11 protein-coding genes are annotated in these 15,934 nt (G+C 70.9%); 9 read left to right on the plus strand and 2 right to left on the minus strand.

Annotated elements, in window-relative coordinates; translation table 11 throughout:
* Positions 1-20: 20 nt before the first annotated feature.
* The 5 genes from GF068_RS22110 to GF068_RS22130 all read left to right on the plus strand — a co-directional run bounded on the left by GF068_RS22110 (position 21) and on the right by GF068_RS22130 (position 8,178).
* Positions 21-2,315, plus strand: coding sequence for a sulfatase-like hydrolase/transferase (locus tag GF068_RS22110; protein WP_153821424.1), 2,295 nt, complete (start codon positions 21-23; stop codon positions 2,313-2,315).
* A 99-nt stretch (positions 2,316-2,414) separates the two neighbouring features.
* Positions 2,415-5,039, plus strand: coding sequence for a TonB-dependent receptor domain-containing protein (locus tag GF068_RS22115; RefSeq protein ID WP_153821425.1), 2,625 nt, complete (start codon positions 2,415-2,417; stop codon positions 5,037-5,039).
* A 14-nt stretch (positions 5,040-5,053) separates the two neighbouring features.
* Positions 5,054-5,788: a hypothetical protein gene (locus GF068_RS22120; protein ID WP_153821426.1), complete on the plus strand. Its 735-nt coding sequence runs from the start codon at positions 5,054-5,056 to the stop codon at positions 5,786-5,788.
* A 395-nt stretch (positions 5,789-6,183) separates the two neighbouring features.
* Complete coding sequence (locus GF068_RS22125) at positions 6,184-7,098, plus strand: hemerythrin domain-containing protein (protein WP_153821427.1); 915 nt, start codon at positions 6,184-6,186, stop codon at positions 7,096-7,098.
* A gap of 375 nt (positions 7,099-7,473) precedes the next feature.
* Positions 7,474-8,178 (plus strand): hypothetical protein, encoded by a 705-nt coding sequence (locus tag GF068_RS22130; protein WP_153821428.1) that lies wholly within the window; start codon positions 7,474-7,476, stop codon positions 8,176-8,178.
* Here GF068_RS22130 and GF068_RS22135 read toward each other — a convergent pair.
* Positions 8,175-9,362 carry an acyl-CoA dehydrogenase family protein gene (locus GF068_RS22135; protein WP_153821429.1) on the minus strand — a complete coding sequence of 396 codons (1,188 nt, stop codon included), beginning with the start codon at positions 9,360-9,362 and terminating at the stop codon, positions 8,175-8,177. The two genes, GF068_RS22130 and GF068_RS22135, sit on opposite strands and share 4 nt — an antisense overlap.
* A 113-nt stretch (positions 9,363-9,475) precedes the next feature.
* On the opposite strand from GF068_RS22135, the gene GF068_RS22140 reads away from it, so the two are divergent.
* The 4 genes from GF068_RS22140 to acnA all read left to right on the plus strand — a co-directional run bounded on the left by GF068_RS22140 (position 9,476) and on the right by acnA (position 14,556).
* Entirely contained in the window at positions 9,476-10,126 is a 651-nt protein-coding gene (locus GF068_RS22140) for a TetR/AcrR family transcriptional regulator (RefSeq protein WP_338046506.1), read from the plus strand.
* A gap of 85 nt (positions 10,127-10,211) precedes the next feature.
* Positions 10,212-10,652, plus strand: a complete 441-nt coding sequence (locus tag GF068_RS22145; protein WP_153821431.1) for a hypothetical protein — start codon at positions 10,212-10,214, stop codon at positions 10,650-10,652.
* Positions 10,653-10,777: 125 nt separating this feature from the next.
* Positions 10,778-11,488: a hypothetical protein gene (locus GF068_RS22150; protein ID WP_153821432.1), complete on the plus strand. Its 711-nt coding sequence runs from the start codon at positions 10,778-10,780 to the stop codon at positions 11,486-11,488.
* 302 nt (positions 11,489-11,790) lie between these two features.
* Entirely contained in the window at positions 11,791-14,556 is a 2,766-nt protein-coding gene (gene acnA, locus GF068_RS22160) for an aconitate hydratase AcnA (protein WP_153821434.1), read from the plus strand.
* 93 nt (positions 14,557-14,649) lie between these two features.
* Here acnA and GF068_RS22165 read toward each other — a convergent pair whose 3' ends face one another.
* Positions 14,650-15,897 carry a competence/damage-inducible protein A gene (locus GF068_RS22165; protein WP_153821435.1) on the minus strand — a complete coding sequence of 416 codons (1,248 nt, stop codon included), beginning with the start codon at positions 15,895-15,897 and terminating at the stop codon, positions 14,650-14,652.
* Positions 15,898-15,934 lie beyond the last annotated feature (37 nt).

Raw genomic sequence — 15,934 nt, forward strand, 5'->3', positions numbered from 1 at the left:
ATCGCGCCACCCTGGTCGCGTTGACCCGTTCTGCCCCGCTCGTCCTCTCGTCCCTCCTCGCCCTCGCGCTCGGCGCGAGCGCTTGTGGCCGCGGATGCAGCCCCGGCGCGAGCCGCGAGGACGGCAAGCCAGCGCCGAGCGCCAGCGCCGCCGCGCCCCAGCCGCCTTCACCCGCGCGGACCATCGCCGACGTCGTCGACCTGGTCCCTGGTTGCGACCTCGAGCACCGCGGCCTGCTGCTCGACACCGGCACCGAGGCCATGATCGGCCGCTTCGCCTGGACCGGCACCGCCCCGCGGGGCATCGATATCATCGAGCACGACGCATCCACCTGGATGCGCGTCTCGAACCGCACCCTCCGCGTCGCCTTCGTCCAGCCCGAGGCGAGCCCCATCTTCGTCGCCGCCCGCTCCATGGGCTTCGGCGCCCGCGCGGCCACCGTCTCTCTCGACGGCCAGCCCCTCGGCACCCTCAACTTCCAGCGTGACCAGATCCGCATCGCCACCACCGGGGCCACCTCCCTCCCCGTCGATCCCGGCCTCCACACCCTCACCTTCCGCTTCATGGGCCGCGCTCGGTCCGGCGATCCCCTCGCCGACCTCGACTGGATCCGCATCGGCGTCCCCGACGAGAGCACCGCCACCTACGGCCCGCCCACCCTCCGCGACGTCATCCTCCCCCGGGCGGCCCTCTCGGCCGTCCCGCACCGCTCGATCGCCCTCCGCGGCCCTGGCGCCGTCCGCTGCACCCTCCGCTTCCCGCCGGGGGCGCGCCTCCGCGCCTCCGTGGGTGTCCTCGGCCCCGGCGAGGCCGACGCGGTCTTCCGCCTCCTCCGCGACGGACAGAAGCCCGTCGAGCTCTTCACCCAGCACCTCACCGGCGGCGACAAGGCCACCTGGACCGACCTCGACTTCCCCCTCGACCTCCAGGGCGGCCCCCTCGCCACCCTCGAGCTCAGCGCCGAGGGCACCTCCCAGGGCGCCCGCGTCCTCTTCGGCGACCCCGTCATCGTCCTGCCGGCGGCCCCGCCTCCGGCCACCTCCAAGGCCCGCGCCGTCGTCCTCGTCGTCATGAACGGCATGGACCGCGACAGCCTCCCGCCTTGGCATGCGGGCCCCACGCCGCAGCTCCCCACCCTCTCCGAGCTCGCCCTCACGGCGACCACCTTCAACCGCCACCGCGCCCCCACCACCTTCCCGGGCAGCGTCGTCGCCTCCTTGCTCACGGCCATGCCCCCGCGGGCCCATACCTTCACCGATTTCGGCGCCCGCTTGCCCGCCTCGAACACCACCCTCGGCGCCGTCGCCCACGACGCCAGCATCCGCGCGGCCATGTTCACCGGCGTCCCCGCCACCTTCAAATCGTTCGGGTTCGGCGAGGGCTGGGAGCATTTCGTCCAGTATCCGCCCTACGGCAACGACCCCGCCACCGCCCCCCTCGACGACGCCGCCGCCTGGCTCACCGAGGTCCTCCGCCAGTCGCCCGAGGCCCGCCTGCTGCTCGTCGTGCACGCCCGCGGCGGCCATCCGCCCTGGGACGTCTCGCCCAAGGAGCAGGCCCAGCTCCCGCCGAGCAACTACACCGGCATCATCGAGCCACGCCGCGGGGCCCAGCAGCTCGCGATCCTGCGGAAACGGAAGAACAAGAAGGACGTCCTCTCCGCCCAGGATCAGGAGCGCGTCCGGGCCCTCGAGGCCACCGCCATGGCCGCGCAGGACCGCGCCCTCGGCAACCTCGTCGCCGCCCTCAAGACCGCCGGCATCTGGGAGAGCTCCGTCTTCGTCGTCACCGGCGACGTCGCCTCCGGCGCCTCCGCCCTCTACGCCGAGGGCGACGACCTCGCCGAGCCCCTGCTCACCCTGCCGCTCTACGTCCGCTTCCCGGACGCCCGCTACGGCGGCGCCCACGTCAACCTGCCCACCGAGATCTGGGACCTGAGCCAGACCACGCTTTCTGCGCTCGGCATTTCCTTCTCGCGCCCCGGCCTCGGCCGCGACCTCTCCGCCGTCGCCTCGGGCCTCGAGGACAGCTCCTTCGAGCCGCAGATCGCCACCCTCGACGATCGCTTCTCCGCCCGCTGGGGCGACCTCATCATGACGGGCCGCTACGACGCCGCGCCGTTCCTCTGCGACCTCGAGATCGACCCGACCTGCGCCTTCAACCGCCGCGAGACCCTCCCCCACGCGGCCATGGCCCTCTTCCGCCGGATCATGGCGCGCGACCAGGCCACCCGCTCGGAGTGGCAAAAGCGGGAGCCGGCGACGCTCGACCCCGACACGGCGGCGGCGATGCGGGTCTGGGGGACGATCGAGTGAGATCCGCATCCCCGCGCGATTTTCGCGTTCCTCTCCCCGCCCTCCCCGTGTAAAGCACCCATCCGAAGGGGCCCGACGGAGGATCGGTTGAGGAGCGTTTTGTCTCGATGGTCACACGCCATCGCCCTAGCTGCGGGCCTCCTCGCTGCGCGCCCCGCGTCCGCCCAGCCGCCCGGCCCCAAGGCCCCCGCGGCGCCGGCCAACGTCACCCTTCCCACCGTCGTCGAGCACGTCGACGCCGTGTATCCCCCGGACAAGCTCGCCCAGGGCATCGACACCAACGTCGAGGTCCTCGTCACCGTCGAGCGAAACGGCACCGTCGGTGACGCGCAGATCGCCGTCTCCGGCGGCGAGGCCTTCGACGCCGCCGCCCTCGCCGCCGTCCGCCGCTGGCGCTTCAGCCCGGCCACCCGCGACGGCGTCCCCATCCGGGCTCGTATCCGCGTCCCCTTCCATTTCGCCCCCGAGCCCCATCCGCCCGTCCCCGTCCCGCCCGGCGCCCCCGCCGAGACGCCCCCGGACGGCGCTGCGCCCACGCACGCGGACAAATCCCACCCCGCGGACCAACACCACCCCGACAAACACGACCATCCGGCCGAGCTCGACTCCGGCCTCGCATTACCTCACGCCGTCGCCGAGCCGGGCAAACCCATCGAGATTCACGTCCAGGGCCGGCCGAACCCTCCGCGCCGCGGCGCCTCCGATTTTCGTATCGGCCGCGCCGTCCTCGACAGCGCCCCGCGCCCCACGGCCGCCGACATCCTCAAATCCGCGCCTGGCATTCACGTCATGCGCCCCGAGGGCGACGCCGTCGCCCAGCGCGTCTATCTCCGCGGCTTCGACGCCGATCATGGCCAGGACATCCAGTTCACCCTCGCCGGCACGGTCCCCCTCAATCAACCCTCCCATATTCACGGCCAGGGGTATGCCGACCTCAACGTCCTGATCCCCGAGACCGTGCGCAGCGTGCGCGTCCTCGAGGGCGTCTACGATCCGCACCAGGGCGATTTCGCCGTCGCGGGCAGCGTCGATTTCGACCTCGGCGTCGAGGAGCGCGGCGTCCGCGCCACCGCGACGTACGGCTCCTTCGACACGAAGCGCCTCGTCGCCGTCTTCGCGCCCGCCGGCCAATCCGAGGAGACCTTCGGCGCCGCCGTCGTCCGCACCACGGACGGCTTCGGCGACGGCACGCGCGGCGGCCTCTCCGGCGGTTTTACCGGACAGTACCGCTTCGAGCTCCCGGGCGACCTCTCCGCCCTCGTCCACGTCTCCGCCTACGGCGCCCGCTCCGGCGTCGCCGGCGTCCTCCGCCGCGCCGACATCGACAATCGTATCGTCGATTTTTATGGCGCCTACCCCGACACCTCCGCCCGCTCGCAGTCGGCCGCGGCCACCCGCGCCCAGGCGAGTTTTTCCCTCCAGCGCAATGGCGACGACGGCTCCGAGGCCTCCTTCGGCCTCTGGGGCGCCCACGCCACCTACCGCAGTCGCCTCAATTTCACCGGCTACACCCAGCGCTCGCGCCAGCGGCCCACCTGGGCCGGCCGCGGCGACCTCATCGAGCAATCGAACGCCGACGCAGGCTTCGGCGCCCGCGCCTCCTACCGCACCCGCCGCTACGAGGCCGCCTCCTGGCTCAAGGCCCAGCTCACGCTCGGCGGCGACGCCGAGATCCACTCCATCGACCAGGCCCAGAACCTCCTCGAGGCCCCGCAAAACGAGACCTGGGACCGCCGCGTCGACACGAGCCTGAGCTCGCTCCGCGCCGGCGCCTACGCCGACGCCCTCTTCACCGTCACCCGCTGGGCGCGCCTGCGCGGCGGCCTGCGCGCCGACCTCATCTCCTTCGACATCGACGACCGCCTCGGCAACCGGATTCCCTCGACCCGCGAGGAGACCCATTTCGTCGGTTATCGCCGCACCGCCGCCGGCATCGCCTGGGGCCCGCGCGCCACGCTCGAGGTCGACCCCTTGCCCTCCTTGCGCCTCTTCGCCGCGTATGGCCAGGGGTATCGCTCCCCGCAGGCCCGGCAGCTCGAGGAGGGCGAGCAGGCGCCCTTCGCCAAGGTCCACAGCTACGAGGCCGGCGCCCGTTTCACGTACGAGCCCGCCCGCATCACCACCACCCTCGTCGCCTACGAGACCCGCCTCTCCTACGACCTCGCCTTCGACCCCGAGGAAGGCCGGCTCGAGCGCATCGGCCCGACCACCCGCCGTGGCCTCGTCGCCCACCTCCAGGCGAGCCCCGTCAGCGGCTTCAATGCCTCCCTCTCGGCCACGTTCGTCCGCGCCACCCTCGATTCTCCGCCGCCCCCGACCCCGGAGAACCCCACGCCGCCCTACGTCGAGGGACAATCGCTCCCCTTCGTCCCGCCCGTCGTCGTCCGGGCCGACGTCTCCTATCGACGCCCGCTCGCCAAGCTCCTCGGCAAACCCCTCGTCGGCCGCGCGGGTTACGGCGCCACCTTCCTCTCGCCGCGCCCGCTCCCGTATGCCCAGGAGGCCCGCGCCGTCTTCGTCGTCGACGCTTCGCTCGGCCTGCGCCGCGATTTCGTGGAGATCGGCGTCGACGCCACGAACCTCTTGAATGCCCGCTACGCCGACACCGAGTACGTCTTCGTCTCCGACTGGCGGACGAGCGACATCCCCTCGCATCTGCCCGCGCGCCACATTTCCGCCGGATCGCCGCTCACGATCCTCGGCAATCTGACCTTTCACCTCTGAGCCCGAGGTCTGCCATGCGACGTCTCCTGCGCTCGCTCCTCGTGTTTGTCCCCGTCCTCGCCGCTTGCGGGTCCGGCACCGGACAGCCCGAGGTTTCGTTCCCGGCGGTTTTTACCTCTCCTGCGACGAACGAATTCGTCGTGGACGATGTCACCGTCACGCTGGACGAGGCGCGTGTGGCCTTCGGGCCTGCGTATTTTTGCGCCAGCGCCTCGGGCTCGGCCACCCTCTGCGAGGCGGCGATCGGGGAGATCCGGCGCGTCACGGCCGTCGACGCCCTCGCCATGGCCGAGGCGCCGCTCGGCACGTACGAGGGGTTCGCGGGGGACGTGCGGAGCGCCTCGTACGATTACGGGATCCACTGGTTCTTGCCGCAGCAGGAGGCCGCGGCGGCGCCCGAGGCGCCGGGGGGGCACTCGGCGCGCGTGCGGGGCGTGGCGAGCCGCGCGGGCACGTCCGTCCGGTTCGAGGCCAACATCGACGTCGTCCCGCTCTTTCGGGGCCAGCGCGCCGTGCCGACCACGCAGGTCGAGGGAACGGTGACCGAGGCGACCTCGCGGCTCGAGGTCCGGTTCGACGTCGCGTCCTGGTTTTCCGCGGTGGATTTTGGCGCCGCGCTCGATGAGGGCCTCGATCCGTTCGTGATCGGGCCTGGCGCGCGTGACCATGACGCCGTCGTGATCCGCATGGTCTCGACCCACCCCCCGTCGTTCGTGTTCGTGGAGGGCGAGGCGCCGCCCGCGCTCTAGCCGTCTGCTCCTTTGTTGCCCGTGCGCGCGCGCCGCGTGATCCGCGTGTGCGCATCTCCGTGCCACCCCGGGGATCAACTGCGCCGGCCGCGCGCGGTCACGCTGCTCCGAGGCGTGTGTGCCGGCGCGCGGGACGAGCGGGGCGTGGGCCTTCGCCGGAGACACGCGGCCCTGGCCTCCGCCTCGGCTCGTTGCCTCGTTTTGCGCGTGCTTTTGCGTGGGTCCTGGCCTCGGTTCGGGGGAACCGTCCTGGGGCTTTGGCGCGTCCGTCCCTCGCTTTTTGGCGGGGCCCTTCGAGCTTGGCATGCCACGCGCAAGGAGCCGCGAGCACGAACGAAGGGCGCCGCCTCGGCGAGGCGCGACGCGCCGAGAAGGAACGGATTGAGGAGCTCGACATGAAGGCGACCGACCTACTCAAGCAACATCACCGCGAAGTCGAAGAGTTGTTCCGCGAGATCGAGGGTGCCGAGGACGAGGACGAGCGCGCCTCGTTGCGCGAGGAGCTGGCCAACGCGCTCGCCGCGCACACCTCGATCGAGGAAGAGATCTTCTACCCGGCGGCGATGGAGGTGCTCGGCCCGAGCGGTCGCATCCGCGAGGCCTTCGAGGAGCACGCGGTGGCGGATTTCGCGCTCTACCGGCTGATGTCGGTCAGCGTGGGCGACGAGACGTTCTCGGCCAAGCTCGGCGCGCTGAAGGACATCGTGATGAACCACGTCGAGGAGGAGGAGAGCGAGCTCCTGCCCCAGGCGGAGGGGGAGATGGAGCGCGAGCAGCTCGAGCAGCTCGGCGACCGGCTCCAGTCGCGGTTCACGGAGCGGCTCGCCGAGGGGCACCGCCCGATCCTGGAGCGCAGCCTGGGCATCGCGGCGCGCCAGGTGGCCGCGCAGGCGCCCGGGGCGAAGAAGGCTGCGGCGCCGCGGAAGCGGGCGCCTGCGAAGCGCGCGATGCCGAAGCGCGCGGCGGCGCCGGCGAAGCGTGGCGGCGCGGCGGCGAAGCGTGGCGGCGCGGCGGCGAAGCGTGGCGGGGCGGCGAAGGCGGCCCCGGCGAAGCGTGGCGCGGCGGCGGCGCAGAAGCGGACCGGCGGCGCGGCGGCGGGCGGGGCGTCGCGGACGCAGTCGCGCAAGGCGGCGAGCACCCAGAAGGCCCCGGCGGCGCGTGGCCAGGGGGCGTCGCGGACGCAGTCGCAGAGCGGCGGCGCGGCGCGTGGTGGCCAGAGCGGCGTGCGTGGTGGACAGAAGGGGATGGCGCGTGGCGGCGCGCGTGGTCAGGCGGTGACGGCCACGCGCAAGCAGCGCGCGCGCGGCTAGGCCAGGCCTCGTCATGCATCGGGGGTGGCGGCTCGGGGGGGCCGCCATCGGGGGACGCGGCAATCGTGGGGTGACGGTTCGGGGGGGCCGTCCTCTGCGCGGGTCGCGGTCGACGAGGGTGGCGGCTCGGGGGGGCCGCCACCCGCGGGGGTAGCAATGGGAGGCGGCGGGTCGGGGGGCCCGCCGCGCTTCTTTTTTGTGCAATGAACCTTGAATAAACCCAGCCTCCATACGTAGCGGTAAAAAGCGCGCAACCGGATTCGCACTCGATTGACTGAGCAGTGGAATTACCACGTCCTGGACGGGCTTTTTCGCTTGACCGAGCGGACCATTTCATGTGCTTTGGGGCTTCACCCATTTCTTCAGGGAGGTCCCATGGCCACCATTTCGTCCTATTGCATTGCGGCAAGCGCCCTTCTTCTCCTGACACCAAGCGTCGCGTTCGCGCAGGAGGGCGAGGCGGCGCCGCCCGCGCCCGAGGGCCAGGCCGCTCCTCCTGCGGCCGAGGCTCCGCCTGCGGCCGCGCCTCCGCCGGCTGCGCCTCCGCCGGCTGCGGCACCGGCCGAGCCCAAGGAAGACACCAAGGACAAACCCGCGCCGAACTCGGTCTACGCCGAGGGCCTCGGGGCCGGCCTCTGGTACTCGCTCAATTACGAGCGCCGCGTCATCGACGACCTCGGCGTGCGCGTCGGCATCAGCTACATCTCGATCGGGGCCTCGATCGACACGGGGGCGGGGTCGTCGAGCGCGAGCGCGAGCCTCTTGACCTTCCCCATCACGGCCAGCTACCTCGGCCTTCGAAGTGGCAAGCACGCGCTCGAGGCCGGCGGCGGCGTCTCGATCACGTATGCGACCGCGCAGGCGTCGAACAGCTTCGGCTCGAGCGCCTCGGGCTCGGGCGTCGGCGCGTATGGCACCGCCATGGTCGGCTATCGCTTGCACCCCGTGGACGGCGCGGGCTTCCAGTTCCGCGTCGGCGCGATGGCGCTCATCGGTCCCGGGTTCAACGTCTTCGGAGACGACCCCACCGCCGTCGGCGTCCTGCCCTTCGGGTACATCAGCTTCGGCGCTGGTTTCTAGGCCAAACCCCGCGGCAAGAGCAGCGGATTGGAAGGTGTCTCCCCCATCCTCACGCGCGCCGCGTAATCGTATGCGTCGTCCGTCGCGGCGATGTGCTGCGCGGCCGCGTGGATGTCCCGGAAGCACCGCTCGAGCACCGTGCCCGCGTAAATCGCGCTCGACCCACCTGCCCGGAACGCAAACGACGTCACCTCCGCGGCGACCTCCGTCGTATACGTCGTCGCCGCCCGCACCGAGGCCCAATCTTCGGGCGACAGCGGCGCCCCTGCCTCGGCTTTTTGCATCGACATCTCGACCACCTCGCGGGCGAGCGCGCACGCGGCGTCGAGGGCCGCGCGCCTCCGGCCGAGCTCCACCCGGAAGCTCGATTGTGCGGCGAGCGCCTCCCCGTGCCAGGCCTTGATCCGGCGCGGCGCGATCGCCGTGATCTCCTCGAGCGCTCGCCGCGCCACCCCGAGCGCGAATCCGATGTGCCCGGGCGTCACCATCGCGATGAACGGCAGCTCGAAATACGCCCCGCCCCGCCTCCGCGGCGCCGCCGGATACGGACACGTGAACGCCTCCTCCACGAACACCGCCTCCATGCGGTAATGGTTGCTCCCGCTCCCCCGCAAAAACGCCGTGTTCCACGTATCCTCGATCGTCACCCGCTTCACGGGCACCGCGAATTGCAGGAACGCCGGCGGCCCTCCCTCGACCGGCCCCTCGATCACCGCGGCCGTGTACACCCAGCTCGCGTGCCGGATCCCGCTCCCGAACGCCCATCGCCCCGTCACCTCGAACCCCCCCGGCACCCGCCGCGCCTTCCCCGTCGGCACCTGCAGCCCCGCCGACGTCGGCATTCCTTCCGCGAAGATCACCCGCGCTGCCGCCTCTGGCAGATACGCGCCCATCATCCCGTTCATGATCGCCCCGATCATCAGCGCCCAGCCTGCGGACGGGTCCGCGTGTGCCATCGCCTCGTAGACCACGAGCTGCGTGCGCCCGTCGGCCCCTTGCCCGCCGACCTCCCTGGGCGCGGCGAGCGCGAACAGCCCCTCCTGCTTCATCACCTCCACCACCGCCGGGTGCAGCGTGGCCGCCTCGTTCGATGCGTCCGCGTGCGCCTCCGCGATCGGGCGCACCCGGGCGACGGACGCGAGCAAGCGAGCTTCGAGGTCGGTTCGGGTTCGGATCGTCGTCATGAGCTCTCCTCCTGCCCATGTAGACATCGCCAACATGCCAAAGTTTCCACCGGCAACATCGAATGTTGCGTTCGTCTACATTCGCCCCGGACGCGCGTGGTAGGATGGGTCTCGTGCCGCGCCGACCGCCTCGCCCGTATCACCATGGCGACCTGCCTCGGGCTCTCCGGGAGGGCGCGCTCGCGCTCATCGAGGAGCGTGGGCCGATGGGGTTCACGCTGCGCGAGCTCGCGCGGCGGGTGGGCGTCTCGCATGCGGCGCCCTACCGGCATTTTGCCGACAAGCGGGCGCTGCTCACGGCGCTCTCGGCCGAGGGGGCGCATCGCCTCGCGGACGCGGTCGAAGCGGCGCTCGCGGCGGCGGGGCCCGACCTTCGGGCGCGGTTCCTCGCGGGGGCGCACGCCTACGTGCGCTTCGCGATCGACCACCCGGGTTATTTCCAGGCCATGTTCGCGGCTGACGCCGACCCGAACGACCCTGCGGTCGTGGCCGGCCGGGAGCGCAGCGTCGGCCTCTTGTACCGGTACATCGCGGAGGCGCAGGCGGCGGGGTATTTCGGCGAAGGCGAGCCGCTCCCCTGCGTGATCTCTGCCTTTGCAATGCACCAGGGCCTCGCCGTCCTCGTGATGTCGGGCGCGCTCGCGCCGTTTGGCCTGTCCGACGTGCGCGCCGTGTCGGACCTCGTGCATGGGCGCCTGCTCGACGGGCTCGCGCGAGATCCCTGGAAAACGCCGGCCGAGGGCGAGCCGCGCGTGAAAGCGTGATCGACGGTCCCTGTGAACTTCGCGGTCGTGCTCTGCCGTGCCATCCTGTCGTGGCATGGTGCGCACCCGGATCCTCCTTCGATTGATGCTGGTGGGCCTCCTCTCGGCGGCGAGCGCGTGCTTTCTCGGCGACTACGAGCCGCCATCGGGCCAGGCAGGAGGCGGCGGCCCGACGCCGTCGGCCCGCGAGGTCCACTGTGGGGACGACGTCTGCGGCCCCTCCGAGATTTGCTGCATCGATCAGGGCGACACACCCACGAGCGCGTGCACCTCCCCGGACGCCTGCCTCGCGTTGACCGTCCCTTGCGACGATCCGGACGACTGCGCGCATGTCGGCGGCATTTGTTGTGGCCTGTGGGACGAGGCCGCGTTCGTGTACACCGCCGTCGAGTGCACGAGCTCCTGCGACGCCGTGGGGCACCCCCTCTGCCGCTACGCGCGCGACGACCTGGATTGCCCGACGGGCCTCGACTGCAAAGAGGAGCGCCTCTTCGGCCCTGGATTCGGCTACTGCGACGCCCCGTAGCGGGCCCCGTCCCCCTGACATTTCTGCCACGCCCGTATGTTTCGCCGTTCTCGGCGCCCTCCCTTCGTGGGCGAACCCTGCGGCTCGACCGATGGCCTCCCGCTTGCACGGCGCACCTCCTCGCCATGAAACGTGTCCCTCCCCAGCCCCTCGCCGCGGCCGCCGTCCTCCTCGTGTCGCTCCAGGCGACCGTCGCCGCGGCGCAGTATTACCCGCCGCCCCAGCCCTACCCCTACCAGCAGCCTTATCCCTATCAACAACCCTCCCCGTATCAGCAACCCTATCCTTATCAACAACCCTACCCGTACCAGCAGCCGAACCCCTACCAGCAGCCTTATCCTGGCGCCTACGGCCCTGCGCCGAACTACATCGAAAGCAATTCACGCAAGCCCAAGACCCAGCTCACCCTGCGCGTCTCCCCGGGCGCCAGCTTTCACTTCGTCCCTGGCAGCTCGGCCCAGCCTGCCTTTGCCCTCGACGCGGGCCTCGGCGTCCGCTTCGGCGTCGCCTCCTACACCTCCGTCTGGACCGAGGCTGGTTACTCCTACGACACCCTCGGCCCTGGCCATTTCGTCGCCGCCGGCGCCGGCCCCCTCTTCGGGACGAACCAGACCTCGATCGGCATCCTCGAAAAACTCGTCATTGGCGACGTCGCTGGCGGCTTCGCCATTGGCCCCCGCTCGAGCCTCGTCCTCATGCTCTACAATGGCGGCATCGCGGCCGAGGTCGCCCACCAATGGATCTACAGCTCCATCGCGGGCGCGGGCCACAACGAACTCCGCCTCCAGGTCTCCGTCGACCCCATCACCTTCCTCATGCGCTTCCTGGGCCGATAGCCTGAACGGAACGCGCCCTCGGCGGGGGGGGGGGGGGTGGGGGGGGGGGGGGGGGGGGGGGGGGCCCGGGGGGGGGGGGGGCCCCGGGGGGGGGCCCGTTTTGGGGGGGACCGCCCCGCCCCCCAAAAGGAGCCGCCCGCCGTCGCCCCTTCAGCCCCAGGCACAAACCCTCCGACAAAACCCCCGCACCCTTCTCTTCCGTCTCTCCCCTCTTGCTCTCTGCCCTATTTCCTGAGAAGCCTTCCGCCGCGCGGCCTCCGGATCCCTTGTCTCACCCTGTGCCGCTCCCCAAGGTGACCCCCATGGCAGACAGCTTCGGTGCAAAGAGCACCCTCTCGGTTTCCGGCAAGTCCTACACGATCTACCGCCTCAGGGCCCTCGCGGGTGACGCCGACCTCGCGCGCCTCCCGGTCTCCCTGCGGATCCTCCTCGAGAACCTCCTCCGCCATGAAGATGGCCGTGTCGTTCGCAAGGAGCATGTCGAGGCTGTCCTCCGCTGGGATCCCAAGGCCGCGCCATCCCAGGAGATCTCCTTCCACCCCGCGCGTGTCCTCCTCCAGGACTTCACTGGCGTCCCGGCCGTCGTCGACCTCGCCGCCATGCGCGAGGCCTTCGCGGGCATGGGCGGCGATCCCAACCGCATCAACCCGCTCTCTCCGGCCGACCTCGTCATCGACCATTCGGTCGAGGTCAACTACTTCGGCACGCGCGACTCCCTCGTTCGTAACGCCGAGCTCGAGTACCAGCGCAACGAGGAGCGGTACGTCTTCCTCCGCTGGGGCCAGCAGGCGTTCGAGAGCTTCCGCGTCGTCCCGCCCGACACCGGCATCTGCCACCAGGTCAACCTCGAGTACCTCGCCCGCGCCGTCATGACCGACGCCGAGGGCCGCGCCTTCCCTGACACCCTCGTCGGCACCGACTCGCACACCACCATGATCAACGGCCTCGGCGTCGTTGGCTGGGGTGTCGGCGGCATCGAGGCCGAGGCGGCGCTCCTTGGCCAGCCCGTCACCATGCTCGTCCCCGAGGTCGTCGGCTTCAAGCTCACGGGCAGCCTTCGCGAGGGCGCCACCGCGACCGACCTCGTCCTCACCGTCACCGAGATGCTCCGCAAGAAGAAGGTCGTCGGCAAGTTCGTCGAGTTCTACGGCCCTGGCCTCGCTTCGCTCTCGCTGCCCGACCGCGCCACCATCGCCAACATGGCGCCCGAGTACGGCGCCACGATCGGCTTCTTCCCCATCGACGGCGAGACCATCAACTTCCTGCGCTTCACCGGCCGCTCCGAGGAGCAGGTCGCGCTCGTCGAGGCGTACTGCAAGGAGCAGGGCATCTTCCGCACCGAGGGCATGCCCGACCCCGTCTTCAGCGACACCCTCGAGCTCGACCTCGGCGCCGTCGAGCCCTCGATCGCCGGCCCCAAGCGCCCGCAGGATCGCATCCGCCTCGCCGCGGCGCGCACGAGCTACCGCAAGAGCTTGCACGCGATGATCGAGAAGAGCTTCGCCGACGTCGACGCGCAGTCTGTCGCGAAGTGGTGCGACGAGCCGAGCGCGGACAAGCCCACCGACGAGTCCATCGCGGCGCGTATGCTCGTCCGCGACAAGGTGCTGAAGCCTGTCGCCGTCGAGGAGGGCGACACCTCGTACAACCTCCGCCACGGCTCCGTCGTCATCGCGGCGATCACCTCCTGCACCAACACCTCGAACCCGGCCGTCATGCTCGCGGCGGCGATCCTCGCGAAGAAGGCCGTCGAGCGGGGCCTCACCGTCAAGCCCTGGGTGAAGACCTCCTGCGCGCCTGGCTCGCAGGTCGTCGCGGATTATTACGAGGCTTCGGGCCTGCTCCCGTACCTCGAGGCGCTCGGCTTCCACCTCGTCGGGTACGGCTGCACCACCTGCATCGGCAACTCCGGCGCGCTGCCCGACTCGATCGTCGACGCGATCAAGAAGGGCGACCTCGTCGCGGCGAGCGTGCTCAGCGGCAACCGCAACTTCGAGGGCCGCATCAACCCGAGCGTGCGCATGAACTTCCTCATGTCGCCGCCCCTCGTCGTCGCGTACGCCCTGCGCGGCGACATGGACTGGGACCCGTACTCCGAGCCGATCGGCAAGGATCGCAACGGCACGCCCGTCTACCTGCGCGACATCTGGCCGACGAACGACGAGGTCCAAAGCACCATCCGCGCCGCCGTCAAGAGCGAGCAGTTCAAGACCCGCTACGACGATGCCCTCGTCGGCGACGTCGCCTGGCGGAAGCTCAACGTCCCGGCGGGCAAGACGTTTGCCTGGGACGACAAGTCCACCTACGTCCGCAAGCCGCCGTTCTTCGACAACCTCGGCAAGCAGCCGCAGCCGCTCACGGACATCGTGGGCGCGCGTGTGCTCGCGCTCCTCGGCGACAGCGTCACCACGGACCACATCTCGCCGGCTGGCAACATCGCCAAGACGAGCCCTGCGGCGCGTTACCTCATGGAGCACGGCGTGAAGCCCTCCGACTTCAACTCGTACGGCGCGCGTCGCGGCAACCACGAGGTCATGATGCGGGGCACCTTCGCCAACATCCGCATCAAGAACGCGCTGCTCGGCGGCGAGGAGGGGCCGAACACGCTCCACCTGCCCGAGGGCACGAAGCTCAGCATCTACGACGCGGCGATGAAGTATGCCGAGGAGAAGGTGCCGCTCGTGGTCCTCGCGGGCGTCGAGTACGGCACGGGCTCGTCGCGTGACTGGGCGGCCAAGGGCACCAAGCTCCTCGGCGTGCGCGCGGTCATCGCCAAGAGCTTCGAGCGCATCCACCGCTCGAACCTCGTCGGCATGGGCGTGCTCCCGCTCGAGTTCTCCGCGGGCGAGGACGCGCAATCGCTCGGCCTCGACGGGCGCGAGACCTTCGACATCAAGGGCATCGCCGAGGGCGTCACGCCCTTCAAGAAGCTCGAGGTCGTCGCGAAGAAGGCGGACGGGACGACGAAGAAGTTCACCGTCACGGCCCGCATCGACACGCCGAACGAGGCGGATTACTACCTGAACGGCGGCATTCTCCAGTACGTGCTCAGGCAGATGGCGAAGTAATCGCTCGTTCGCCCGGAAAACGAAAACCCCCTTTCCGCAGCGGAGAGGGGGTTTTTGTTTCTGCAGCTCGTTCGCGTTCGCGCCGAACGCTCGTTACTGCGCCCGCTCGGGCAAGCCGAGCGCGATCCGGCGCAAGAGGTCCAGCACGGCGTACGCCGCGGCGATTTGCACCTCCTCGCGTTCGCCCTGAAAAACCTTGCTCCGCACGACCGTGCCGCCCGGATGCGCGACGGCCCAGTAGACGAGCCCCACGGGCTTCTCCGCCGTCCCGCCCGTCGGCCCCGCGATACCCGTCACCGACAGGCCCACGTCCGTCTCGCAGACCCGCCGCACGCCCTCGGCCATCTCCGCCGCCACCTCGGCCGACACCGCGCCGTGCCCGCGCAGCGTGTCCTCCGAGACCCCGAGCAGCCGCGTCTTCGCGCTGTTCGCGTACGTCACCGCGCCGCCCACGAGGTAATCACTCGCCGGGTATCGCGTCAGCGTGTGCGCGATGAGCCCGCCCGTGCACGACTCCGCGAGCGCCAGCCGGTAGCCGCGGCTCCGCACCGCGCGGCCCACCATCTCGGCGAACGCCTCGTCGCCCTCGCCGTACACCACGTCGCCGAGCCGCGCCTTCACCTCGGCCGCCGCCCGGATCGCCAGGTCCCGCGCGACCTCTCGATTGGCGCCCCGCGCGTTCACCTTCACGTCGACCTCGGGGAAATGCACCCGATACCCGAGCGTCACGCCCGCGTGCGAGCCCTCGATGCCCGCGAGCGCCTGCCCCACGAGGCTCTCGCCGAGCCCGTACGTCCGGAGCCGCACCTGGAACGTGTTGTTCGGCGCCGAGGGCCGGATCCGCGGCAGCACCTGGTCGTTGAACATGCGCTTCATCTCGCGCGGCACGCCCGGCAGGAAGAAGAGCGGCGTGTCGCCGATCGGGATCGAGAACCCCGGCGCCGAGCCCACCGCATTCGCCAGGACATCCGCGCCTGCGGGCAGATCCGCCTGCTTCTCGTGCCCCGCGTTCATCGTCTTGCCGCGCGACTCCACGCGCCGCCGGATCGCGAGCAGCGCGCTCTCGTCGCGCACGAGCGACACGCCCGCGGCCTTCGCCGCTGCGGCCGCCGTGAGGTCGTCCGTCGTCGGCCCGAGCCCGCCGGTCACGACCACCAGCCGGTGCGTCTGCGCGAGCGCGCGCAGGGTCGCGACGATCTGCTCGAGGTCATCGGGGATCGCGTCGTTCACGGCCACGGAAAAACCCGCGGCCGTCAGCTCCGCGGAGAGCCACGCGGCGTTCGTGTTGACGATCTCGCCCCGGGTGAGCTCGGTACCAATCGAGAGAATCGCGGCGGTCATTTTGGGGGCATGCACTCTATCCCATCACGTGCCCTTG

Origin of the sequence: Polyangium spumosum (assembly GCF_009649845.1) — a bacterium.
Taxonomy (GTDB): Bacteria; Myxococcota_A; Polyangia; order Polyangiales; family Polyangiaceae; genus Polyangium; species Polyangium spumosum.